The following is a 22,619-nucleotide window of genomic DNA, read 5'->3' as shown; positions in this document are numbered from 1 at the left end:
ACCGACTGGCGTATACCCGAGGGGGTACCGCTTCCTTAATCATTCCCCAACCATTAAGATCCAGACATTGGACGCATCGCTGCGTCCGCTGGCCCATGCCCGCGCTTGCCGCGCTACTTCCACCGCCGTTCCATAGATGCCGCCGATTCAACCGAGCGCCTTGTCGTCGTCCCGGCCGTCGCATCAGCGGCAGGCACCCTCGCGTTCGCCGCGTACACGATGAGCACCAACTGGCGTCCGTTCTCGCGCGAACCGGGCCTGCGTGGCACGACGGGACCGGCATACACGCGTCCGCGTACGCTGCTCGCGATTCCGCTGCTCGGCGTGCTGGTGCTCATTCTGTTGTGGGCCGTTATCTTCACGCGTCTCTCGGTCGAAAAAGAAGCCACCATGCGCGAGGCCACCGCCTCCGCGGCCATTCTCTCGGCGGCGCTCGAACAGCACACCGTGAAGGCGATCCATCAGGTCGACCAGATCACGCGCTTCGTGAAGTACGAGTTCGAGAAAACGCCTGAGCGCTTCAATCTCGCGACCACGGTCGAGAAAGGCGTCGTGCAGAGCGACTCGCTCGTGCAGGTGTCGATCATCGACGAGCACGGCAAGCTGGTCGCCAACACCGCCGACCCGAATCCCAAGCCCATCGATCTCTCGGACCGCGAGCACTTCAAGGTGCACGAGCACGAGAACGACGATCAGCTCTTTATCAGCAAGCCGGTGCTCGGGCGCGTCTCGGGTCACTGGACCTTGCAGATGACGCGCCGCCTCAATCATCCGGACGGTTCGTTCGCGGGCGTGGTCGTGGTCTCGGAAGACCCGAGCTATTTCACGAGCGACTTCTACAACAACGCCGCGATCGGCCGCGAAGGCGTGATCGCCGTGATCTCGGACACCGGCGCCGTGCTCGCGCGCCGCACCGGCAGCGCCGAACGCGCGAACGGCACGTTCTCGGCGAGCGGCGTGTATCCGATTTCCGAGCACGTCTCGGGCACCTATGTCGATCCGATCGACCACGTGACGCGCATCGTTTCGTACCGCCATATCGACGGCTATCCGCTCGGCGTGCTGGTGGGCCTCTCGCAAGCCGAGGAGTTCGCCGACTACAACCACACGCGCGACGTCTATCTGATGATGGCGACGTTCATCTCGCTCGCCATGCTGTCGTTCTTCGCGGTGGCCACGGGCCTGATCGGCAAGCTGCTGGGCCGCGAGCGCGAGATGTCGCAACTCGTGCAGTACGACCTGCTGACCGGCCTGCCCAACCGCTACGCCACCTTGCAGCGGCTGCGCCACGAAGTCTCGCAGCCGGGCAATCTCGGGCGTCTCGCAATTCTCTTCATCGACCTCGACAACTTCAAGACCGTCAACGACACGCTCGGCCACAACGCCGGCGACATCGTGCTGCAGATGAGCGCGGCGCGTCTGGCCGACGCCGTCGGCGGCTCGGGCACGCTCGCGCGGATCGGCGGCGACGAGTTCGTCGTCATCATCAAGGGCGACGACATCGAGAAGCGCGCGAGCACGCTCGCCGAAACCACCAACGCCGCCTTCACGCATCCGTTCGATGTGCGCGGCAGTGCGTTCGTGCTGCATGCGAGCACGGGCATCGCGCTCTACGCGGTCGCGCACGAGAGCGAGATCGACCTGCTCAAGAAGGCCGACCTCGCGATGTACGCAGCGAAAGAAGCGGGCCGCAACTGCTTCCGCTTCTATTCGCCGCAACTCGCGCATCGCGCCGACCATCTGATGAAGTGGGAGCAGCAACTGCGCGTGGCGCTCTCCGAAGGCCAGTTGTTCCTCGCCTATCAGCCGAAGATCGATCTGCGCCGCCGCTGCATCACGGGCTTCGAGGCGCTGGTGCGCTGGAACCATCCGCAATACGGGCTGATTCCCGCGAGCGAATTCATTCCGGTGGCCGAGTCGACGGGCCTGATCGTGCCGGTCGGCGACTTCGTCATTCGCACCGCGTGCGCGCAGCTCGCGCTGTGGCAGCAACAGGGCTACGAAACGCTCTCGCTCGCCGTCAACATTTCGGCCGTGCAGTTCTGGCGCGGCGATCTCTACGAGACCATCTCGCACGCGATCGAAGAAACCGGCATCGCCGCGCACAAGCTCGAACTCGAAATCACCGAGACGGCGATGATGGAGTATCCGGAACTCGTCTCCGAGAAGATCTTCGCGCTCAAGCGCCTTGGCGTGCGCGTCGCGCTCGACGACTTCGGCACGGGCTATTCGTCGCTCTCGTATCTGAACCGCTTCGCCGTGGACACGCTCAAGGTCGACCGCTCGTTCGTGCAGGCGATTCCCGCCGACCGCAGCGTTTGCGTGATGGTGTCGGCCATCGTCAATCTCGCGCGCTCGCTGGGGCTCACCGTGGTCGTCGAAGGCACGGAAACCGAGGAGCAGATCGCGTGGCTCGCCGCGCTCGGTCCGATCGAGGCGCAAGGCTTCCTGTTCTCGCGGCCCGTGCCCGTGGAAGGCGTGCCGGCGCTGATCGAGCGCTTCGGCGTATGCGGCGCGGCGCAGCCGGGTTCCGGCGTGAGCGAGCAGCATGGCGAGCGGGTGAGCGACGCTTCGCAACCGCGTTGATAGAGCGTTGAGCGGAAGTTGAGCGAACGTCGAGCGTGAGTTAGCGCTTCGACGCCCAAACAAAAAAGGCGCACCCCGACGGGTGCGCCTTTTGTTTTTCGACGCGGGCGTCAGCCTGCGTCAGCGCGCATGCTTCGCGCCAAAGCCGCCGAAGAACGCCCGCGCATTGTCCTCCAGGCTTTCGAGGTGGTAACCGCCTTCCTGTACGATCACCGAAGGCAGACCGAGCGCGCCGATCGCTTCGCCGAGCTTGCCGAAGCCCTCGGTGCTCACGGCCACCTTCGACTGCGGATCGTCCTTGTAGATGTCGAAGCCGAGCGCGAGCACCAGCGCGTCGGGCTGGAACCGCCGCAACACGCGCAACGCCGACTCGACACGCTCGAAGAACACATCCTCGCTCGCGCCATGCGGCATCGGCAGATTGACGTTGTAGCCCTCGCCCTCGCCCGCGCCGCGTTCGTCTTCGTAGCCCGCGACCACCGGATAGAAGTTGGTCGGATCGCCGTGGATCGAGATGTAGAGCACATCGTCGCGGCCATAGAAGATTTCCTGCACGCCCTGGCCGTGGTGCATGTCGGTGTCGAGAATCGCCACGCGCTTGAAGCGGCTCTTGAGCGACTGCGCCGCGATCGCCGCGTTGTTCAGGTAGCAGAAGCCGCCCGCCGCGTCCGCACGCGCGTGATGGCCGGGCGGACGGCACAGCGCATACGACGCGCCCGCGCCTTCGTTGACGGTTGCCGCCGCGGCCAGCGCGCTCTGCGCCGACCAGTACGCCGCGCGCCACGTATTCGCGCCGACCGGGCAACTGCCGTCGGCGAGATAACGCGCCGCCTGCGCGAGCACGCCGCGCAGCGGATTCGGATCGCGCACGTAGATGTTCGACATCACTTCGTCGCCCCAATCGTCGGGCATGCGCTTCCATTCGGCGTGCGCTTCTTCGAGGAAGCGCAGATAGTTCATGTCGTGCACGGCGGCGATCGGCGCGGTGCCGAAGTCGGCGGGCTCGCTCACGCTGAAGCCGAGCGAATGCGCGGCGGCCACGAGACGCGCGGCGCGCTCGGGCACTTCCTGCGGCTCGCGCATCTGGCCGCGCGACAGATAGGTACGCGGATGGTGCAGCAACTGTTCGGGGTGAAACCAGGTCTTCATCGTTCGTTCTCCGTCATGCGTCGGCTTCTGCGTTCACCGCCTGCGGTACGCGCGCACCGGCGCGCGCCGCCACGGCGTTGAGCAATACGTTGGTGCCCGCGGTCACGTCCTCGGGCAGCGCGTCTTCGGCTTCGTTGTGCGAGAGGCCGTCCACGCAGGGGATGAACACCATCGCGGTCGGGCAATAGCGCGCGAGGTGGATGGCGTCGTGGCCCGCGCCGCTCACGATGCGTTCGTTAGGATAGCCAAGCGCTTCCACGGCCTCGGCGACGAGACCCACACACGCGGCGTCGAACGGCGTCGCCGGGCTGGTCCAGCAATGCTGGATCTGCGCACCGAGACCGCGCCCCGCCGCCACCGACGCGCAGACGGCGCGCAGATCGCGCTCCATCGCGTCGATCTGCGCATCGTCGGGATGACGCAGATCGACGGTGAACGTGAGGTTCGCGGCAATCGTATTGCGCGACGAATTGGCAACCTGGATCTGGCCGATCGTCACCAGACCGAGCGGCGCGTAGCGCGCCATCACGCGCTCGATTTCCAGCGCCATCTGCGCCGCGCCGAAGAAGGCGTCCTTGCGATATCGCATCGGTGTCGTGCCCGCGTGCGCGGCCACGCCCGTCACCGTCACGTCGAACCAGCGGATCGCCTGGCCGCCCGTCACCACGCCGATGGTGGTGCCGTTCGCTTCGAGGATCGGGCCTTGTTCGATGTGCGCCTCGAAGTAGCTGTCGACCGCCACGCCCTGCACGGGATGCGTGCCGCGCGCGCCGCATGCGTCGAGCGCCGCGCCGAGCGTCACGCCGTCGGCGTCGGTGCGTGCGAGCGCGTCGTCGAGCGTCATCGCGCCGGCGAACACCGCCGAGCCGAGCATCGCGGGCGTGAAGCGCGCGCCTTCCTCGTTGGTCCACGAGCAGATCTCGATGGGCTTCTCCGTGACGGCATCGGCGTCGTTGAGCGCGCGCACCACTTCGAGCGCGGCCAGCACGCCATACACGCCGTCGAAGCGGCCGCCTTCGGGCTGCGTGTCGAGGTGGCTGCCCATCATCACGGGCGCGGCGTTCGCGTCGGTGCCGGCGCGGCGCGCGAACAGGTTGCCGACTTCGTCGGTCCACACGCTCATGCCGGCTTCGCGGCACCACGTCGCGAACAGCTCGCGGCCGCGGCGGTCTTCTTCGGTGAGCGCGAGACGGCGCACGCCGCCGCCCGCCGTCGCACCGATCTTTGCCATCTCCGTGAGACTCGCCCACAGACGTGGGCCGTCGATATGCAGAAGTGCTTTCATCGATTCAATTCCTGGTTTATTGCTTGATTCTTTGCTTGCTTCTTTGCTTCACAAGGCGATTTGCAGGCGCATCAATGCGAACCCACTACCTTGGCGGCGGACTCGTCGTGCGCGTGCTGGCTGCGGCGCGCATCGAGCCCGACGATGCAGAACAGCGAGATGCCTGCGAGGCAGGTGTAGAACACCGCCAGCGGCCACCACTGGCCCGTGTAACGATGCGCGAGCCAGGTGCCGACGAGCGGCGTGAGACCGCCCGCGATCGCGCCGCACACCTGGTACGAGAGCGAGATCGCCGAGTAGCGCACGCGCGTCGGGAACACGCCCGAGACGAAGCCCGCGATCACCGAATAGAAACTCGCCATGCAGACCACCGCGATGGCGATGCCGATCACCATCGGCACGACCTGCCCCGTTTGCACGAGCATGAACATCGGATACGGCGAGACCATCGCCGCGACCGCCGCGCACTTGAGGAAGCGCGCGCCGCCCATGCGTTCGGCGAGCCACGCGGCGAGCGGCTGCGAAAGGAACTGGATGAACGCGACGATGAACAGGCAGTCGAGAATCAGCGAACGCGTGATGCCGACGTACTGCGTCGTGTACGCGATCATGAAGGTGTTCGTGAAGTACACGCCCGCGATGCCGATCGTGTTCGCGCCGATACACAGCAGCACGAGGCCCCACGCCGACTTGAACACCTCCGCGACCGGCAGCTTCACGGTGCGGCGCTGATCCTTGAGCTTCTCGAATTCCGGCGACTCGTTCACGCCAAGACGGATCATGATGCCGACCACGAGCAGCACGGCCGAGACGAGGAACGGCAGACGCCAGCCCCACGAGAGGAAATCGGCCTTGTCGAGCGACGTGACCGAGCGGAACGCGAGCAGCGACAGAATCAGGCCCGCCGGCGAGCCGAGCTGCGCGAACGAGGCGAAGAAGGTGCGGCGACCTTCGGGCGCGTGTTCGCCCGCCATCAGCACCGCACCGCCCCACTCGCCGCCCACGGCGATGCCCTGCACCACGCGCAGCAGCACCAGCAGCGCGGGCGCGAGCGCGCCGACCTTCGCGTACGACGGCAGCAAACCGACGCAGACGGTCGCGACGCCCATCATCATCAGCGTGGTCATGAGCGCTTTCTTGCGGCCGATGCGGTCACCGAGATGCCCGAAGATCAGGCCGCCGAGCGGACGCGCGAAGAAGCCCACGGCGAAGGTGGCGAACGACGCCATCGTGCTCACGAAGCGGTCTTCGGACGGGAAATACAGTTCGCCGAACACGAGCGCGGCGGCCGTGGCGTAGATGTAGAAGTCGTACCACTCGATCATGGTGCCGATGAACGCCGCGGCGGCGGCGCGCACCGGTTGCCGGGCGGGGGTTTGTGGGGTGGTCATCTGGTCAGTCTCCTCGGGCGCGAATCGTCTTGCGCGGGTGTTGCGTGATGTTGTCCGGCGTTATCGGGCGTTGCGCGTCGCATCGAAGCCGAAGGCAGGCAACGCGCACGCAAGCTTTATCGCTGGCCACAAATCATTAGTCAAATTTCGCGTTATTATTCAGCGCATAATTCTGGCTTATACCTACGGCGGAATGCCCCGTCGCACCGCCTTTCGGAGACGCCCATGCGCGCCGACACCACCCGTTTTCTGAACGACCGCCTCGACTGGAATCTGCTGCGCACCTACCTCGCAATCATGCAGGAGCGCAGCCTGAGCCGCGCCGCCGCGCGCCTCTACGTCACGCAACCCGCCGTGAGCCAGGCGCTCAAGCGCCTCGAAGACGCGCTCGGCCGCAAGCTCATCGAGCGGCGCGGCGCGCAGTTCGTGCCCACCCAGGCGGGCGAAGAGGTGTATCGGATCGCGAGCGACATCTACGGCAACATCTCGCGGCTCGAAACCGAACTCGACGAGCGCACCGCCGACATCACCGGCTCGATCCGCCTGCTCACGGTGAGCCGCATCGAGTCGCGCGTCTACGACGAATTCCTCGCGGAATTCCACGTCGCGTATCCGCGTATCGACTTGCAGATCGAGGTGATGCGCTCGTCGGACATCATTTCGTCGGTGCTGCAGAAGACCGCGACCGCGGGCCTGAGCCTGTGCCGCACGCCCGTCGACAAACTGGAGATGCGCTGCTTCCTGCGCCAGCGCTATGCGATCTTCTGCGGCCGCCATCACCGGCTGTTCGGCCTCTCGCAACTGACGATGGAGGATCTGCTCGCGGAGAATTTCGTGTCGTTCACGAGCGACCAGATCGGCGACAGCCTCTCGCCGCTCACGGTGTTTCGCGATCAGCGCGGCTTTACGGGGCGGATCGTGGCGTCGTCGCCGAGTCTGGACGAAGTGCGGCGGCTGATCTTCGCGGGCTACGGCATCGGCTGCCTGCCCGAGCACGCGGTGAAGGACGATCTGGCGCGGCAGCGCTTATGGCAACTGCCGCCGGAGGAAGGTCTCGCGGACGTCGATATCCACTTGCTGTGGCATCGCGACCGCAAGATGAATGCGGCCGAAGAAGCGTTCTTCGGCGCGATGGAGCGCTGCATGCAGCGTTACGCGCTCGCGGAGCGTCTTTGAGTCGCGTTGAATCTGCGACTCACGACGCGCCGCGAATTGGCGACAAAGCGCGCTAAAGCGGAAGAATCAGAACCCGCGCGCCAGCGCCGCCACGCCGATCGTCACGACGCCGAGCACGAGATTGATGAACACGAGGCGGCGCATCGAACCCACGGCGCGCGCGCCGTCGGGCCACTTCTGCGCCTGCACGGCGCGGCGGATGCGCGGAAACACCGCGAAGCGCACGTGACCAAAGATCAGCATCATGATGACGCCCAGACCCGCCATTGCGTGCAGTTGCCACGTGGCGTGACCGCCGCCGAATTGCATCAGCAGGAAGCCGCCCGTCAGCAGGATCACGATGATGGAGATGCCGACCCAGTTGAAGAAGCGGCTGAACACCGATTCGATCAGCGGCAGGCGCAACTGCGGCGAAAGATCTTCCAGCGCCGGGCGCAGACAGAAGTGTGCGAACACCATGCCGCCTACCCACACGGCCACGCTCAAGAGATGCAAAAACAGCGCGACTTCGATCGCGTGACCCATGCTTGAAATTCCTCGTGCTTGAAAAAGATTCCGGTACGAACCGCCGCGGCATTATTTCATGCCCGTCGACCGTTCGTACCGGATGTGCGCCGCTGACTGCGAATCCAATCAGCCCGGCAGCACCGGACGCATGCCCGTGATGACCTTGAGCTTCGAGTCCGGCGCGCGGCCCTTGCGCGCACGCTTGCCGATCTGCGGCGCAAGCACCGCGCCCGCCATCAGGTCCTCGCCCGGCTTCTGCGCGCGGCCCGTGCCCACGAGCACCACGCCCGCCGCCGAGATCGCCAGCGCCTGCGTCAGCGTTTCCTTGTCGTCGAGTTGCATCAGCGTGACGCCGCGGCCGCCGCCCGACAGCGTCTTCATCTCGTCGAGGCCGAACACCAGTAGGCGTCCGCCCGACGACAGACACGCGACCTGGATCGCGCCCGGCAGCATCGGCATCGGCGCGAGCGGCGTGCAGCCTTCGTCGATCGTCATGAAGGCCTTGCCCGCCTTCACGCGGCTGACCATGTCGCCGATCTTCGCGATAAAGCCGAAGCCGTTGCTCGACGCGAGCAGCAGCGGCTGGTCGGCGCTCGCCGCGAAGTAATGCAGCAGATGCGTGCCCGCTTCGAGCTCGATCAGCGACGTGACCGGCACGCCGTCACCGCGGCCGCCCGGCAGTTGCGCGACCGACACCGAATAGACGCGGCCCTTGCTGCCCCACGCGATCAGCACGTCGGGCGTGCGGCACTGGAACGCCGCGTAGAGACCGTCGCCGGCCTTGAACGTGAAGCTCTGGCTGTCGAGGCCGTGGCCCTTGAGCGCACGCACCCAGCCCTTCTGCGACACCACGACCGTGACCGGTTCGTCGACGACACGCACTTCGAAGGTCGCGCGCTTTTCCTGCTGGATCAGCGTGCGGCGGTCGTCGCCGTATTGCTTCGCGTCGGCTTCGATTTCCTTCACGATGAGCCGCTTCATCGACGACTCGTTCGCGAGCAGTTCTTCGAGCTTGGCCTTCTCGTCGCGCAGTTCCGCGAGTTCCTTCTCGATCTTGATCTTCTCGAGCCGCGCCAATTGACGCAGACGGATTTCAAGAATGTCCTCGGCCTGGCGCTCGGACAGACCGAACGCGCTCATCAGCGCGGCCTTCGGCTCGTCCGACTCGCGGATGATGCGGATGACCTCGTCGATGTTGAGGAAGACGATCATCCGCCCTTCGAGGATGTGGATGCGGTCGTCGACCTTGGTCAGGCGATGCTGCGTGCGGCGCGTGACCGTGGCGAAACGGAAGCCGATCCACTCGCCGATGATCTCGCTGATGCCCTTCTGGCGCGGACGTCCGTCGGCGCCGATCATCACCAGATTGAGCGAGGCGTTCGATTCGAGACTCGTGTTCGCGAGCAGCGAATTGACGAACTCGGCCTGATCGATCTTGCTGGTCTTCGGCTCGAACACGAGACGCACGGGCGCGTCCTTACCCGACTCGTCGCGCACGGCGTCGAGCAGGCCGAGCATGGTCTGCTTGCTCTGCAGCTGTTCCGGCGTGAGCGTCTTCTTGCCGAGCTTGAGCTTCGGGTTGGTCAGCTCTTCGATTTCCTCGAGCACCTTCTGGCCGGACGTATTCGGCGGCAATTCGGTGACGACCAGTTGCCACTGGCCGCGCGCGAGGTCTTCGATCTTCCAGCGCGCGCGCACCTTCAGGCTGCCGCGGCCCGATTCGTAGGCCGCCGCGATTTCCGCTTCGCTCGAAATGATCTGGCCGCCGCCCGGGAAGTCGGGGCCCGGCACCTTCTCCATGATCTCCGCGTGCGTGAGCTTCGGATTGCGGATCATGGCGACGGCCGCCGCCGCGACTTCGCGCAGGTTGTGCGACGGGATTTCCGTGGCGAGACCGACCGCGATGCCCGACGCGCCGTTGAGCAGCAGCATCGGCAGACGCGCGGGCAGCGTCTTCGGTTCCTGGAACGAGCCGTCGTAATTCGGCATGAAATCGACGGTGCCCATGTCGATTTCGTCGAGCAGCAGCTTCGCGATGGGCGTGAGGCGCGCTTCGGTATAACGCATGGCCGCCGCGCCGTCGCCGTCGCGCGAGCCGAAATTGCCCTGACCGTCGATGAGCGGATAGCGCATCGAGAAGTCCTGCGCGAGGCGCACGAGCGCGTCGTACGCCGACTGGTCGCCGTGCGGGTGGTACTTGCCGAGCACGTCGCCGACCACGCGCGCCGACTTCACAGGCTTGGCGTTGTCGCCGAGGCCCATTTCGTTCATCGCGAACAGGATGCGGCGCTGCACCGGCTTCTGGCCGTCGCAGACGTCGGGCAGCGCACGGCCCTTGACCACGCTCACGGCGTAGTCGAGATACGCGCGCTCCGCGTAGTGGCCGAGCGTGAGCGAGTCGCCGCCTTCCGCGGCGCCATTCACTTCAGCAAAAAGATCGTCCATGTTTCAATCAGTCCGTAATCGTGTGCGGGCGGGTGAACGGGAGGCGGTCAGATGTCCGCTTCGACTTCGTTGCCCTTTTCTTCGAGCCACGAGCGGCGCGAGGCCGCTTCGCCCTTGCCCATCAGCATGGTCATGCGCGCGACGGTCGACTCGTAGTCGAGGTCGCCGAGCAGGATGGGCGAGAGGCGGCGCGTGTCGGGATTCATCGTCGTGTCCCAGAGCTGTTCGGCGCTCATTTCGCCGAGGCCCTTGAAGCGGCTTATGCTCCATTGCGTCTCGCGCACGCCGTCCTTGCGCAGCTTGTCGAGAATCGCTTCGAGTTCGCCTTCGTCGAGCGCGTAGAGCTTCTGCGCGGGCTTCTTGCCGCGCGCCGGCGCGTCGACGCGGAACAGCGGCGGACGCGCCACGTACACGTGGCCGCGCTCGATCAGCTGCGGGAAATGCTTGAAGAACAGCGTGAGCAGCAGCACCTGGATGTGCGAGCCGTCGACGTCTGCATCAGAAAGAATGCAGATCTTGCCGTAGCGCAGATTCGAGAGATCGACGGTCTCGTCGGGGCTGTGCGGATCGACGCCGATCGCCACCGAAATGTCATGCACTTCGTTGTTGGCGAACAGGCGGTCGCGCTCGGTTTCCCAGGTGTTGAGCACCTTGCCGCGCAGCGGCAGGATGGCCTGGTACTCCTTGTCGCGGCCCATCTTCGCCGAACCGCCCGCCGAGTCGCCCTCGACGAGGAACAGCTCGTTGCGCGCGATGTCGGTCGCTTCGCAGTCGGTCAGCTTGCCGGGCAGCACGGCCACGCCCGAGCTCTTGCGCTTCTCGACCTTCTGGCCCGCGCGCGTGCGCGCCTGCGCCTGCTTGATGACGAGATCGGCGAGCTTCTTGCCGTGCTCGACGTGCTGGTTGAGCCACAGTTCGAGCGCCGGACGCGAGAACGACGAGACGAGCTTGACGGCGTCGCGGCTGTTCAGGCGCTCCTTGATCTGCCCCTGGAACTGCGGATCGAGCACCTTCGCCGAGAGCACGAACGAGACGCGCGCGAACACGTCTTCGGGCAGCAGCTTCACGCCCTTCGGCTGCAGATTGTGCAATTCGACGAAGCTCTTGACCGCCTGAAACAGACCGTCGCGCAGGCCGCTTTCGTGCGTGCCGCCCGCGGGCGTGGGAATCAGATTGACGTAGGACTCGCGCGTGAGTGCGCCTTCCTCGCTCCAGGCCACGACCCACGCGGCGCCCTCGCCTTCGGCGAAGGTGTCGTCGGTCGTGCGGGCGTCGGCGTAGCGCTCGCCTTCGAACAGCGGGATCAGCAGATCGGCGCCGCCCATGCCTTCGAGCAGATAGCCGCGCAGGCCGTCTTCGTACTTCCAGCTCTGGCGCTCGCCGGTCTTCTCGACGACGAGCGTCACTTCGACGCCCGGCAGCAGCACGGCCTTCGAACGCAGCAGACGCTGCAATTCGCCGAGCGGCAGATTGGGCGAGTCGAAATACTTGGGATCGGCCCAGGCGGTCACGAGCGTGCCGGTTTTCTTTTCGTCGCGCGAGGCGTTGCGCGAAGTCAGCGGCTTCGTGACGTCGCCGTTCGAGAAGCCGATTTCGGCGACCTTGCCGTCGCGCCAGACGGTCACGTCGAGGCGCGTGGAGAGCGCGTTGGTCACCGAGACGCCGACGCCGTGCAGGCCGCCCGAGAACGTGTAGGCGCCGCCGGCGGCCTTGTCGAACTTGCCGCCCGCGTGCAGGCGCGTGAACACGATCTCGACGACCGGCACCTTCTCTTCGGGATGCAGGCCGAACGGAATGCCGCGGCCGTCGTCCTCGACCGACACGGAATGGTCGGCGTGCAGCGTCACCGTGATGCGCTTGCCGTAGCCGCCGAGCGCCTCGTCCGAGGCGTTGTCGATGACTTCCTGGATGATGTGCAGCGGATTCTCGGTGCGCGTGTACATGCCCGGCCGCTGCCGGACGGGCTCGAGGCCCTTGAGCACCTTGATCGACGCTTCGCTATAGCCAGTGTTTCCAGCGTTGGACTTCTTCGTTGACATGGTGATCCACAGGGGTTGTCCGCGCGCTTGTCCACAGCTTCTGTGGACATCTGCGTGGAAAACGCGTTGAGCGTTCAAAAAAATCGAAACGAAACAAGGGCGTGGACGGGCTGCTCGCCTGGCTCGCAGGCGCGGCGCGCGTGCCCGCTCCACCGTATTCGCGAGGTATTGTACTGATTTGGGACCGCGCGGCAATTTGCGAAGGGGTCGGCCGTTCGGCCGAGGGGCGGCGCGAGACGCGCTTCGCGTAGAATGAGCCGCTTGCGGCAAGGGGTTTGGGCGCCGGTTTGGGCGCCGGTTTGGGGGCCTTGTCCGGCGCCAGATCGGGGTGGACTGTTCGTTGCAACCTTTGCTGGGAATGGGGAGCCGGGAGCTGTCATGAGACCGTCCGAAGCTTTGCGCGCGCACCGCGCGGAAATCCGTGAAATCGTCGCGCGTCATCACGCGACGAATGCGCGCGTGTTCGGTTCGTCCGCGCGCGACGAGGATGATGAGGGGAGCGATCTCGATCTGCTGGTCGATCCGACGCCGCAGACCACACTGATCGACATCGCGCAAATCCAGTTGCGGCTGGAAGCGCTGCTGGGCGTGAAGGTCGACGTGCTGACACCCAAAGCCTTGCCGGAAAAATTTCGCGCGAGCGTCGTGGCGAACTCGGTGCCGGTATGAGGAAGGAAGATCTGCGCACGCCGGATTACCTGCAGCACATGCTCGACGCTGTCGAGCGTATTCGCAGCTATGTCGCGCCGCTTTCGCTGGAAAGCTTCGAAGCCACTCCCCATGGCGATCGACGCCGTCGTGCGGAACCTCGAAATCATCGGTGAAGCCGCCCGCAATATCATGCGCGGCGACCCGGAGTTTGCCGCCGCTCACCCGGAAATACCGTGGGAAGCGGTGTATGGCATGCGCAATCGCGTCTCGCACGCGTATTTTTCTGTCGACACGAGCATCGTCTGGAGCACCGTGCAAACCTGGGTGCCCGAGCTGCAGCAAAAGCTGTTGAAATTGCAGGCGGAATAAAAAAGCGGCCCGCAGGCCGCTTTTCTTGCACCACATCACTTGCGCTTCGCTTCCAGCTCTTCCCAGCGCTCCAGCGCGAGCAGCAATTCCTCGTCGATCGCCGCATAACGCTCGCTCAGACGCGTGCCTTCCTGCGCGTCCTTCGCGAAGATCGAGCCTTCCTCGATGGTCGCGCCGATGGTCTTCTGCTCCGTTTCCAGCGCCTCGATGCGCTTGGGCAGTTCCTCCAGCTCGCGCTGCTCCTTGAACGACAGCTTCACGCTGCGCTGCGCGTTGCGGCCCGTCGCGCTGTCCTTCGGCGCGGCGGCGGCCGGCGCGGCTTCCTTCGGCGCGCGGGCCTCGGCCATTTCCTGCGAGCGCGCGCTCTGCGTCTGCCAGTCGCTGAAGCCGCCCACGTATTCGCGCCACTTGCCCTCGCCTTCCGAGGCGATCACCGACGTCGCCACGTTGTCGAGGAACGCGCGGTCGTGGCTCACGAGCAGCACGGTGCCGTCGTAGTCTGCGAGCAGTTCTTCGAGCAGTTCGAGCGTGGGAATGTCGAGGTCGTTGGTCGGTTCGTCGAGCACCAGCACGTTCGCCGGACGCGCGAACAGACGCGCCAGCAGCAGCCGGTTGCGCTCGCCGCCCGAGAGCGACTTCACGGGCGAACGCGCGCGCTCCGGCGCGAACAGGAAGTCGCCCAGATAGCTCATCACGTGCTTCTTCGCGCCGTTGATCTCGACCCAGTCGCTGCCCGGGCTGATGGTATCGGCGAGACTCTTTTCGAGGTCGAGCTGCGCGCGCATCTGGTCGAAGTACGCCACCTGCAGGTTCGTGCCGACGCGCACCGTGCCCTCGTCGGGCTTCAGTTCGCCGAGAATCATCTTGAGCAGCGTGGTCTTGCCCGCGCCGTTCGGGCCGACGAAGCCGATCTTGTCGCCACGCATGACCGTGGCCGAGAACGTATCGACGATGGTGCGTCCGCCGTAGCGCTTGGTCACGTCGGTCAGTTCGGCGACGATCTTGCCCGACTTGTCGCCCTGCGCGACGTCGAGCTTGACGTTGCCCTGCACGTTGCGGCGTTCACTGCGTTCACTGCGCATCTGCACGAGCCGCGCGATGCGCCCGACGCTGCGCGTGCGGCGCGCTTCCACGCCCTTGCGGATCCACACTTCTTCCTGCGCGAGCAGCTTGTCGAACTTGTCGTTTTCGACGCGCTCCACTTCGAGCTGCTGCGCCTTGCGCTCCTGATACTGCGTGAAGTTGCCCGGATACGAGAGCAGCTTGCCGCGATCGAGTTCGACAATGCGCGTGGCCACGCGGTCGAGGAACGCGCGGTCGTGGGTGATGAACAGCAGGCTCGAACGCTGCGACACGAGCAGTTCTTCGAGCCAGCGGATGCCGTCGAAATCGAGGTGGTTGGTCGGTTCGTCGAGCAGCAGCACGTCGGGCTGCACGACCAGCGCGCGCGCCAGCGCCACGCGCTTTTGCATGCCGCCCGAGAGCGCGCCGACGCGTGCGTCGCCGTCGAGACCGATCTGCGCGAGCGTGGTCGCGACGCGCGTACGCCAGTTCCAGGCGTCGGCGGCGTCGAGCGACGATTGCAGCACGTTCATGCGCGCGAGCAGCGCATCGTGTTCGACGCCTTCGGGCGTGTCGGCGAGCTTGTGCGCGACCGCGTCGTATTCGTCGAGCAGCGCGCGCGCCGTGGCGAGACCCGAGGCGACCGTGTCGAACACCGTGGCCTCGACGTCGAAATCGGGCTCCTGCGGCACGTAGACGGTCGAGAGATTCTGTTGGCGCGTGACGAGCCCGTCGTCGGGCTTCGCGAGATCGGCGACGATCGTGAGCAGCGACGACTTGCCCGCGCCGTTACGGCCGATCAGGCCGACGCGTTCGCCGGCTTCGAGCGAAAAGTCCGCGTGATCGAGCAGCGCGACGTGGCCGAACGCGAGTTGCGCGCCGGTGATGGTGTAAAGCGACATGGATGGGACCGTGGCCTGCGTTGGAGAGCAAGCGCGTATTGTACCGGGGCGCGCGGGCGGGACCTGGGCCGATCGGGGCGAACCCGGCCTGAACGCACCGCGCGCCGTCACACGGCTGCGCCGCTTACTTCACGTGCACCGTGATGGTCTGGCTCCACGCCGGGCCGTAGGACTGGTGCGCGCCGTTGGCGAATTGCGCCGTGAGCGTGTGGTCGCCGGGCGGCAGCGTCACGTCGGCTTCGGTCTGGCCTTTGCCGTAGTGGATCGATTTTTCGTTGACGGGCACGACTTCGCCCTGCGGCAGCGCCTTGCCGTCGATCAGCAGATGGTGGTGGCCCGTGTTCGGCGTGGTCGTGCCGGCGGGCGCGACCGTCATGCCGTCGACGCCGAATTTCACGTGCACGGGATTGCTGACCGTCGCGCCGTCTTTCGGCTCGATGAAGTAGACGCCCTCGGCGCGCGCCGCGCCGCTTGCCGCGAACAAGGTTGCGAAGGCGCTCAACGTCGCGCCGGCGAGCCAGATTTTGCGAGTCATCGTGATGCTCCTGAGAATGATGTCGATGCTGTCGGTTGTAGGTGATTTGCGGGCGATCTGCCCGGCGCGTTCCCCGCGGCGGTTTGTGATCCGGTTTGCGATCCTTTGTTCGTTTGCGCCCCAGCTTACACCGCGTCCGTGACTGCGCGCCGTCAAACTGCGACATGTTGGCCCAGGCCGCTTTCGGCGCCTTCACCGTTTTCCGGTAACATCGCGGGTCGCCCATCGCCCCGCCAAATGGGGGCAAATGACGGGCATCGGCATCGAATTGAACCAAAGGTGTGTTGTGAGCGAAGTGATCGAATACAAAAGCTGGGTCTGTCTGATCTGCGGATGGATCTATAACGAAGAAGAAGGGTTGCCCGACGAAGGCATCGCCGCCGGCACGCGCTTCGCGGATATCCCCGAAGACTGGCGCTGCCCGCTTTGCGACGTGGGCAAGGCCGAATTCGCCGTCGTCGAGTTCTGATCGGCGCGCGCGGGCTCGCTGAACGGGTCCGCTGAACTGAGCCACCGACGCATCGGCGGGTGGTTTCCTGCCGGAATGTGTTTGCTATACTCTTGCGCCTGCGTCGCACGTGGCGCGCAGCCCGGCCGCGGTTCGATCCGCGTACAGTCCGGGCCGCCCCAGAACAGTGCGACGGCTCCGCGCCATGACGGGTGACTTGGGAAACATGGCGGCTTGGCGGAGCCCGGCGCATGCGCCTCGCGCGCGGACCTGACCGCTCCCTGTAGTTCAATGGATAGAACAAGTGCCTCCTAAGCGCTAGATGCAGGTTCGATTCCTGCCAGGGGGACCAGCCCACACGCGAGACCGCGCGCCTCGTTGCATCGTTTCCGGCGGCACGCGTCCTGCGCGCCGGTTCGGATTCCGATTCCAGCGCCTCCCTCATCCGCCGCTCCAGGCGTTCCATTTCGTCGTGCTGGCCAGGCATCGCCAATGCATTACGCTTGCGCGTGCGCCCGCCCTTCTTCGCATCCAATTTTTTCAGGCTGATTCACCATGGACATCCACAAGCAAGTCGCCGCCCTCACCCATTCGGAACTGCAGACGGCCGGCGCGAGCCAGGCCACCGCGATCGCCGTGAGCGTGCTGCTGCGCCATCTGAGCTCGCCCGAACTCGTCAAGCTGTTGAACTCGGCGTTCGAAAACCATCAGGCCCTGATGCTGCAAACGCCGTGGCCCGAGCAGATGCTCGCGTCGTTCGAAGCGACGCGCCGTTTCCTCGAAGGTGCGGCCCAAGGCCCTGCGCCGGTCGAGCCGGAAACTCCGGATTCGCCGGAAGCCGCGGATTCGTCCGAGGAGTAAGCCTGACGGGCCGCGCGCGATGTCTGACAGTGGTTTGTCAATTGTTAACTTTCACGCGGACCGCCTTCGCCTACCATGGTCTCCAACAAAAGAAGGAGACCATCGTCATGACTTCGCCCTACGTATTCGCCTTGATCGCCGCGCTCGCCGCCATGGTCGCGTCATCGTTGGCCATGTTGTTGATCGGCTGAATCGCCGACGCGCATCAGGGTAAATACGGGGGTTCGCGACCCTTAAGTTGGGGTCGGAACTGTCGTAATCTTCGTACATGGACACGACACGTCCCCTCCCGGCCGGCCACCTGATGTCGAATCTCATCGACCAGGACATCGCGCATATTCGGCGCGTCATGCCGCTTTCGCTCTCGGGCGATTTCGGCGGCCCCATCCTCCCAGTCATGTACTGGCGCTCGCGTCTGCATCGGCTGCTCGATACCGGGCACGTCAATAAAGGCCAGCTCGCCAAGATCGACAGCCTGCTCATCCAGCTCGATCTCTACGAACTGAACGCCGAGACGTCCGCCGCCGCAACCGCCAAGCAGATCATCGGACAAGCCGCGCGCCACTGATCCGCGCCGTTGCGCTGCGTTTCAGCGCTATTCACGCCTTTTCACTGCATCTTGCCGTTTCTCGCCGCCGCGTCGCGGTCGAGGCACGCGCACGTCTGTCTGATCGTGCCCGGAAATCCTGGTGCCGCGGGTCGACCATCGGTCATAATGTCCGCCAAAATACCCAGAGAGGACTTCGTGCACCCGGCCCAACCGCGAGACCTGCTTGCGCAGGCACGCCAGCGCTTCACGCAGCAGCAGATCGCCGCCCATGTCGGCAAGGACGTCAAGACCGTGCGCCGGTGGGAAAAAGGCGAAACGCCTTGCCCCGCCATGCTCGAAGCCGCGTTGCGCGAATTGCTGCGCAGCGCCGAACCCGTCCAGGGCGCCGCGTCGGGCGCCGACGCCGCGCCCGCGCGCTTTCGTTTCGTCGATCTGTTCGCGGGTATCGGCGGGATCCGCATGGGCTTCGAGGCGCACGGCGGCCGCTGCGTGATGACGAGCGAGTGGAATCCGTTCTCGAAGAAGACCTATCTCGAGAACTACGGCCAGACTGACGCCAACGGCCACGCCTTCGTCGGCGACATCACCGCGTTCGAGGCCGCCGACGTGCCCGATCACGACGTACTGCTCGCGGGCTTTCCGTGCCAGCCGTTCTCGATCGCGGGCGTGTCGAAGAAGAACGCGCTCGGCCGTCCGCACGGTTTCGAGTGCACCACGCAAGGCACGCTCTTTTTCGACGTCGCACGCATCATCGCCGAAAAGCGGCCGGCCGCCTTTCTGCTGGAGAACGTCAAGAACCTGCTGTCGCACGACAAGGGCCGCACCTTCGACGTGATCCTGCAGGTCCTGCGCGACGAACTCGGCTACGACGTGCATTACCGCGTGATCGACGGCCACCATTTCACGCCGCAGCATCGCGAGCGCATCATCATCGCCGGATTTCGCGAGCCGACTTCGTTCACGTGGGACGCGCTCGGTCTGCCCGAAGACGGCCCGCGCCTCGCCTCGATCCTGCATCGCACCGACGGCAGCGAGCCGGTTCTGCCATGGGACGGCGAGCGTTTCTTCGATCACACTGCGCGCCGCGTACAGCCGAAATACACGCTCACGCCGGGTCTCTGGGCCTATCTCCAGCAATACGCCGAGAAGCATCGCGCGGCCGGCAACGGTTTCGGCTACGGTCTCGCGTTTCCGGAGAGCGTGACGCGCACGCTGTCGGCGCGCTATCACAAGGACGGCAGCGAGATCCTCGTGCATCAGGGCGAAGGCTTGCGTCCGCGTCGCCTGACGCCGCGCGAGTGCGCGCGCCTGATGGGCTTTCCCGACACGTTCCGCATTACCGTGAGCGACACGCAGGCGTATCGCCAGTTCGGCAACAGCGTGGTGATGCCGGTGATGCGCGAAGTGGCGCGCACGATGATGCCGCATCTCGACGCGCTGGTCGCGAAAGCGCCGGTTGGTAAGCGCGCGGCGAAGTCGGGCAAGAAATCGGTTGAGGAAGCGGTCACGCTGGGCGAAGCACAACCCGCAGCGAAAGCCGTCACGAAAACCACCCGCCGCCGCACACCAGCGACTGCCACCGCCGAAGCCGCCGCATCGGCCTGAGCGGACCTTCGCACACACGTCAGGACGAATCAGCATGGTCGACGTCGTGGATGCCGCCACCCGAAGCCGGATGATGTCCGGCATTCGCGGGCGCAACACGAAGCCGGAAATCCTGATTCGCAGCCTGCTGCATCGGCGCGGCTTCCGCTTTCGCCTCGACGTACGCGAACTGCCGGGCCGCCCCGACATCGTCCTGCCGCGCTACCGCGCCGCCGTGTTCGTGCACGGCTGCTTCTGGCACGGCCACGACTGCGCGCTCTTCAAGTGGCCCGCCACGCGGCCCGAATTCTGGCGCGACAAGATCGCCCGCAACCGCGCCAACGACGCTAAAGCCATCGCCGCGCTCGCCGCCCAGGGCTGGCGCGTCGCCGTGATCTGGGAATGTGCGTTGCGCGGCGCGTCACGCGATCCGCAGGCGGTCGTCGACCGGCTCGCCGCGTGGCTCGCCACGGAGCAAGGCGCGTGGTTCGAAGCGCGCGCCTGAGACGTTGCGACCTGAAGCCGCGCGAACGCGTGTCGTCGTGGGAAAGCGCCCGCGCAGCGCGGTGCTAAACTGGATCGACAGGCTGTGAGCAGGCTGCGCGCCGCCTACGTCCGCGCATCGTGCTCAAGATCCGGCACCCACGCAAAGGAGGCAACCGATGGCTGATTTTCGACTCTGGTCCGACGACTTTCCGGGCAATGGCTTCATGCCGAAGGCGCAGGAGTTCGACGATCGCGCCTTCGGCGTCGATGGCGACAACGTCTCGCCCGCGCTGCAATGGGACGCCCCGCCCGCCGACACGCAAAGCTTCGCCATCACCGTCTACGACCCCGACGCGCCCACCGGCAGCGGCTTTTGGCACTGGGTCGTGGTCAACATCGCGCCCGACGTGCGCTCGCTCGCGCGCAACGCGGGCAAGCCCGACGGCAGCCTGCTGCCGCAAGGCGCCGTGCAGATGCGCAACGACTACGGCACGGTCGGCTTCGGCGGCGCCGCGCCGCCGCGCGGGGACAAGCCGCACCGCTACATCTTCCGCGTGCACGCGCTGAAAGCGGCGCAACTGCCCGTCACGCCCGAGACCACCAACGCGGTCGCGCGCTTCATGACGCATCTGAACGAAATCGACTCGACGACCTACGTCGGGCTCTACGAACTGAAATAACGCGCGCCTCGCGCCCACGCACCGCACGCGCCGCCACGCAACTTCCGGCGGCGCGCGCCGTCCTTCCTCGATGCCGATCACCACGCCAACCGCCTCATCGCGCGCGCCCGCCGCGCACCCCATCGACGCCGCCGAAGACGCCGAATCCGGCCTGCCCTTCCCCCAACGCTATTACGCGATCCTCGTGGTCGCGCTCGGCATCACGCTCGCCGTGCTCGACGGCGCGATCGCCAACGTCGCGCTGCCGACCATCGCGCACGACCTGCGCGCGAGCGCGGCCAGCTCGATCTGGATCGTCAACGCCTACCAGCTTTCGGTGACGATCTCGCTCCTGCCGCTCGCCTCGCTCGGCGACCGCATCGGCTACAAGCGCGTCTATCTGGCCGGTCTCGCGCTCTTCACCGTCGCCTCGCTCGGCTGCGCGCTCGCGGGCACGCTCACGCAACTGGCGCTCGCGCGCATGATCCAGGGCTTCGGCGGCGCGGGCATCATGAGCGTGAACACCGCGCTCGTGCGCATGATCTATCCGCGCGCGCAGCTCGGGCGCGGCGTGGCGATCAACGCGATGGTGGTGGCCGTCGCCTCGGCGGTCGGCCCGACGCTCGCTTCGGGCGTGCTCGCCATCGCCACGTGGCCCTGGCTGTTCGCGATCAACGTGCCGATCGGCATCGCCGCCTTCGTGCTCGGCATGCGCGCGCTGCCGATGAACGAAGGGCATCCCGCGCCCTACGACTACGTGAGCGCCGTCTTCAACGCCATCGTGTTCGGTCTCCTGATCTTTGCCGTCGACGGTTTCGGCCACGGCGAGAACCACCTCTGGATCGCCGCCGAACTCACGGGCGCGGTCGTCGTCGGCTGGTTCTTCGTGCGCCGCCAGTTGAGCCAGCCCGCGCCGCTGCTGCCCGTCGATCTGCTCGCCAATCCGGTGTTCGCGCTGTCGATCAGCACCTCGGTCTGCTCGTTCTGCGCGCAGATGCTCGCGTTCGTCGCGCTGCCGTTCATGTTGCAGGACGCGCTCGGTTTTTCTCAGGTCGACACCGGCTTGCTGATGACGCCCTGGCCGCTCGTCATCATCGGCGCGGCGCCGCTCGCCGGCTGGCTGTCCGACCGCTACGCCGCCGGCATGCTCGGCGGCATCGGCCTCGTCCTGTTCGCGCTCGGGCTGCTGTCGCTCGCGACGCTCGGCGCGCATCCCTCGGTGTTCGACATCGGCTGGCGCATGGCGCTGTGCGGCGCGGGCTTCGGCATTTTCCAGTCGCCCAACAACCGGCAGATTCTTTCGTCCGCGCCGCGCGAACGCAGCGGCGGCGCAAGCGGCATGCTCGGCACCGCGCGGCTCACGGGACAGACGCTCGGCGCGGCGCTGGTCGCGCTGATTTTCGGCGTCGCGCCGCAGCATGGACCGACGCTCGCGCTGTATGTGGCGACGGCGTTCTCCGCCGTGGCCGCCGTCGTAAGCCTGATGCGGCTCGTGCCGCAGCGCAACGCACGTCTGCGCGGCTGACGCGGGCCGCGCGGCGCGCTTCACGTTTGCCCTCGCGTTTGCCCTCACGTTTCGCGTAGCCACGCACTAACATGGGATTACGGCGCGCCGCACGCGCGGCGCGTCTTCCTTCGGTGAGTCAACCTTGCGAAGGGGGATTCCCATGTCACTGATCGTCGCCGGGCGCTTCACGACCTTCCCCGCCGCCGAAGCCGTCGCCGACAAGCTGTTCGCGCGCGGTTTCGTCGAAGAAGACGTCAACCTGTTCTTCGTCAATCCGCGCGGACAACACGCGCGCCACACGCCGCATCCGGTGGCCGTGGCCGCCGCACCGCCGCATCGCACGCGCAATCTCACGCTCGGCGCGGTCGCGGGCGCCGTGGCCGGTGTCGCGCTGTTCGGCGCGCTGCTGTCGGCGTCGCTGCCTGCG

19 protein-coding genes, 1 tRNA gene and 1 pseudogene are annotated in these 22,619 nt (G+C 66.0%); 13 read left to right on the top strand and 8 right to left on the bottom strand.

Annotated features, from left to right (window positions below):
• Nucleotides 1-219 precede the first annotated feature (219 nt).
• Nucleotides 220-2,586: an EAL domain-containing protein gene (locus tag G3N97_RS10565; RefSeq protein WP_205993164.1), complete on the top strand. Its 2,367-nt coding sequence runs from the start codon at nucleotides 220-222 to the stop codon at nucleotides 2,584-2,586.
• A 120-nt stretch (nucleotides 2,587-2,706) separates the two neighbouring features.
• Here G3N97_RS10565 and G3N97_RS10560 read toward each other — a convergent pair whose 3' ends face one another.
• From G3N97_RS10560 to G3N97_RS10550, 3 genes are all read right to left on the bottom strand, one after another.
• Entirely contained in the window at nucleotides 2,707-3,735 is a 1,029-nt protein-coding gene (locus G3N97_RS10560; protein WP_205993163.1) for a histone deacetylase family protein, read from the bottom strand.
• 13 nt (nucleotides 3,736-3,748) lie between these two features.
• The gene (locus G3N97_RS10555; protein ID WP_205993162.1) at nucleotides 3,749-5,020 is read right to left on the bottom strand and encodes a Zn-dependent hydrolase; all 1,272 of its coding nucleotides are present in this window, start codon (nucleotides 5,018-5,020) and stop codon (nucleotides 3,749-3,751) included.
• Between the two features lie 71 nt (nucleotides 5,021-5,091).
• Nucleotides 5,092-6,411 carry an MFS transporter gene (locus tag G3N97_RS10550; protein ID WP_205993161.1) on the bottom strand — a complete coding sequence of 440 codons (1,320 nt, stop codon included), beginning with the start codon at nucleotides 6,409-6,411 and terminating at the stop codon, nucleotides 5,092-5,094.
• A gap of 225 nt (nucleotides 6,412-6,636) precedes the next feature.
• Here G3N97_RS10550 and G3N97_RS10545 point away from each other — a divergent pair, with 225 nt between their 5' ends.
• On the top strand, nucleotides 6,637-7,587 hold the full coding sequence (locus G3N97_RS10545) for a LysR family transcriptional regulator (protein ID WP_065063704.1): 951 nt from the start codon (nucleotides 6,637-6,639) through the stop codon (nucleotides 7,585-7,587).
• 66 nt (nucleotides 7,588-7,653) lie between these two features.
• Here the strand turns inward: G3N97_RS10545 and G3N97_RS10540 are convergent, their stop codons facing one another.
• The 3 genes from G3N97_RS10540 to G3N97_RS10530 all read right to left on the bottom strand — a co-directional run bounded on the left by G3N97_RS10540 (nucleotide 7,654) and on the right by G3N97_RS10530 (nucleotide 12,578).
• Nucleotides 7,654-8,112 (bottom strand): DUF4149 domain-containing protein, encoded by a 459-nt coding sequence (locus G3N97_RS10540; RefSeq protein ID WP_065063706.1) that lies wholly within the window; start codon nucleotides 8,110-8,112, stop codon nucleotides 7,654-7,656.
• Between the two features lie 108 nt (nucleotides 8,113-8,220).
• On the bottom strand, nucleotides 8,221-10,539 hold the full coding sequence (gene parC, locus G3N97_RS10535; protein WP_205993160.1) for a DNA topoisomerase IV subunit A: 2,319 nt from the start codon (nucleotides 10,537-10,539) through the stop codon (nucleotides 8,221-8,223).
• A gap of 47 nt (nucleotides 10,540-10,586) precedes the next feature.
• Nucleotides 10,587-12,578 (bottom strand): DNA topoisomerase IV subunit B, encoded by a 1,992-nt coding sequence (locus G3N97_RS10530; RefSeq protein WP_205993159.1) that lies wholly within the window; start codon nucleotides 12,576-12,578, stop codon nucleotides 10,587-10,589.
• 378 nt (nucleotides 12,579-12,956) lie between these two features.
• Between G3N97_RS10530 and G3N97_RS10525 the strand changes: the two genes are divergently transcribed.
• Nucleotides 12,957-13,247 carry a nucleotidyltransferase family protein gene (locus G3N97_RS10525; RefSeq protein ID WP_205993158.1) on the top strand — a complete coding sequence of 97 codons (291 nt, stop codon included), beginning with the start codon at nucleotides 12,957-12,959 and terminating at the stop codon, nucleotides 13,245-13,247.
• A 111-nt stretch (nucleotides 13,248-13,358) separates the two neighbouring features.
• Nucleotides 13,359-13,598 (top strand): HepT-like ribonuclease domain-containing protein, encoded by a 240-nt coding sequence (locus G3N97_RS10520; RefSeq protein WP_205993157.1) that lies wholly within the window; start codon nucleotides 13,359-13,361, stop codon nucleotides 13,596-13,598.
• Nucleotides 13,599-13,633: 35 nt separating this feature from the next.
• Here G3N97_RS10520 and G3N97_RS10515 read toward each other — a convergent pair whose 3' ends face one another.
• Complete coding sequence (locus G3N97_RS10515) at nucleotides 13,634-15,562, bottom strand: ATP-binding cassette domain-containing protein (RefSeq protein ID WP_205993156.1); 1,929 nt, start codon at nucleotides 15,560-15,562, stop codon at nucleotides 13,634-13,636.
• 124 nt (nucleotides 15,563-15,686) lie between these two features.
• Nucleotides 15,687-16,097 carry a DUF4399 domain-containing protein gene (locus G3N97_RS10510; RefSeq protein WP_205993155.1) on the bottom strand — a complete coding sequence of 137 codons (411 nt, stop codon included), beginning with the start codon at nucleotides 16,095-16,097 and terminating at the stop codon, nucleotides 15,687-15,689.
• A gap of 247 nt (nucleotides 16,098-16,344) precedes the next feature.
• Between G3N97_RS10510 and G3N97_RS10505 the strand changes: the two genes are divergently transcribed.
• From G3N97_RS10505 to G3N97_RS10465, 9 genes and pseudogenes are all read left to right on the top strand, one after another.
• A complete protein-coding gene (locus G3N97_RS10505) occupies nucleotides 16,345-16,566 on the top strand; it encodes a rubredoxin (RefSeq protein WP_205993154.1) in 222 nt (73 codons plus the stop codon).
• 256 nt (nucleotides 16,567-16,822) lie between these two features.
• A tRNA-Arg gene (locus G3N97_RS10500) sits at nucleotides 16,823-16,897 on the top strand.
• 203 nt (nucleotides 16,898-17,100) lie between these two features.
• The gene (locus tag G3N97_RS10495; protein WP_205993153.1) at nucleotides 17,101-17,406 is read left to right on the top strand and encodes a hypothetical protein; all 306 of its coding nucleotides are present in this window, start codon (nucleotides 17,101-17,103) and stop codon (nucleotides 17,404-17,406) included.
• A gap of 304 nt (nucleotides 17,407-17,710) precedes the next feature.
• Nucleotides 17,711-17,974, top strand: a complete 264-nt coding sequence (locus tag G3N97_RS10490) for a hypothetical protein (protein WP_205993152.1) — start codon at nucleotides 17,711-17,713, stop codon at nucleotides 17,972-17,974.
• Nucleotides 17,975-18,121: 147 nt separating this feature from the next.
• On the top strand, nucleotides 18,122-19,561 hold the full coding sequence (dcm, locus tag G3N97_RS10485; RefSeq protein WP_205993151.1) for a DNA (cytosine-5-)-methyltransferase: 1,440 nt from the start codon (nucleotides 18,122-18,124) through the stop codon (nucleotides 19,559-19,561).
• Nucleotides 19,562-19,595: 34 nt separating this feature from the next.
• The gene (locus G3N97_RS10480; protein ID WP_065063720.1) at nucleotides 19,596-20,045 is read left to right on the top strand and encodes a very short patch repair endonuclease; all 450 of its coding nucleotides are present in this window, start codon (nucleotides 19,596-19,598) and stop codon (nucleotides 20,043-20,045) included.
• 157 nt (nucleotides 20,046-20,202) lie between these two features.
• Nucleotides 20,203-20,706 (top strand): YbhB/YbcL family Raf kinase inhibitor-like protein, encoded by a 504-nt coding sequence (locus G3N97_RS10475; RefSeq protein WP_205993150.1) that lies wholly within the window; start codon nucleotides 20,203-20,205, stop codon nucleotides 20,704-20,706.
• Nucleotides 20,707-20,776: 70 nt separating this feature from the next.
• Entirely contained in the window at nucleotides 20,777-22,210 is a 1,434-nt protein-coding gene (locus tag G3N97_RS10470) for an MFS transporter (protein ID WP_205993149.1), read from the top strand.
• A 142-nt stretch (nucleotides 22,211-22,352) separates the two neighbouring features.
• Nucleotides 22,353-22,619 (top strand): annotated as a pseudogene (locus tag G3N97_RS10465) (hypothetical protein); the annotation flags it as partial.

The organism is Paraburkholderia sp. Ac-20347 (assembly GCF_017104805.1).
Classification (GTDB): domain Bacteria; phylum Pseudomonadota; class Gammaproteobacteria; order Burkholderiales; family Burkholderiaceae; genus Paraburkholderia; species Paraburkholderia tropica.
Note: the sequence above shows the minus strand (reverse complement) of the source record. Positions and strands in the feature narration are given on the sequence as shown.

Bases quoted from the DNA above. Each gene is read 5' to 3' on its own strand.
- G3N97_RS10470 (WP_205993149.1), top strand. From the start codon at position 20,777: ATGCCGATCACCACGCCAACCGCCTCATCGCGCGCGCCCGCCGCGCAC.
- G3N97_RS10525 (WP_205993158.1), top strand. From the start codon at position 12,957: ATGAGACCGTCCGAAGCTTTGCGCGCGCACCGCGCGGAAATCCGTGAA.
- G3N97_RS10555 (WP_205993162.1), bottom strand. From the start codon at position 5,020: ATGAAAGCACTTCTGCATATCGACGGCCCACGTCTGTGGGCGAGTCTC.
- G3N97_RS10515 (WP_205993156.1), bottom strand. From the start codon at position 15,562: ATGTCGCTTTACACCATCACCGGCGCGCAACTCGCGTTCGGCCACGTC.
- G3N97_RS10540 (WP_065063706.1), bottom strand. From the start codon at position 8,112: ATGGGTCACGCGATCGAAGTCGCGCTGTTTTTGCATCTCTTGAGCGTG.
- parC (WP_205993160.1), bottom strand. From the start codon at position 10,539: ATGGACGATCTTTTTGCTGAAGTGAATGGCGCCGCGGAAGGCGGCGAC.
- G3N97_RS10565 (WP_205993164.1), top strand. From the start codon at position 220: ATGAGCACCAACTGGCGTCCGTTCTCGCGCGAACCGGGCCTGCGTGGC.
- dcm (WP_205993151.1), top strand. From the start codon at position 18,122: ATGTCCGCCAAAATACCCAGAGAGGACTTCGTGCACCCGGCCCAACCG.
- G3N97_RS10505 (WP_205993154.1), top strand. From the start codon at position 16,345: ATGACGGGCATCGGCATCGAATTGAACCAAAGGTGTGTTGTGAGCGAA.
- G3N97_RS10495 (WP_205993153.1), top strand. From the start codon at position 17,101: ATGGACATCCACAAGCAAGTCGCCGCCCTCACCCATTCGGAACTGCAG.
- G3N97_RS10480 (WP_065063720.1), top strand. From the start codon at position 19,596: ATGGTCGACGTCGTGGATGCCGCCACCCGAAGCCGGATGATGTCCGGC.
- G3N97_RS10510 (WP_205993155.1), bottom strand. From the start codon at position 16,097: ATGACTCGCAAAATCTGGCTCGCCGGCGCGACGTTGAGCGCCTTCGCA.
- G3N97_RS10520 (WP_205993157.1), top strand. From the start codon at position 13,359: ATGGCGATCGACGCCGTCGTGCGGAACCTCGAAATCATCGGTGAAGCC.
- G3N97_RS10545 (WP_065063704.1), top strand. From the start codon at position 6,637: ATGCGCGCCGACACCACCCGTTTTCTGAACGACCGCCTCGACTGGAAT.
- G3N97_RS10550 (WP_205993161.1), bottom strand. From the start codon at position 6,411: ATGACCACCCCACAAACCCCCGCCCGGCAACCGGTGCGCGCCGCCGCC.
- G3N97_RS10490 (WP_205993152.1), top strand. From the start codon at position 17,711: ATGTCGAATCTCATCGACCAGGACATCGCGCATATTCGGCGCGTCATG.
- G3N97_RS10560 (WP_205993163.1), bottom strand. From the start codon at position 3,735: ATGAAGACCTGGTTTCACCCCGAACAGTTGCTGCACCATCCGCGTACC.
- G3N97_RS10530 (WP_205993159.1), bottom strand. From the start codon at position 12,578: ATGTCAACGAAGAAGTCCAACGCTGGAAACACTGGCTATAGCGAAGCG.
- G3N97_RS10475 (WP_205993150.1), top strand. From the start codon at position 20,203: ATGGCTGATTTTCGACTCTGGTCCGACGACTTTCCGGGCAATGGCTTC.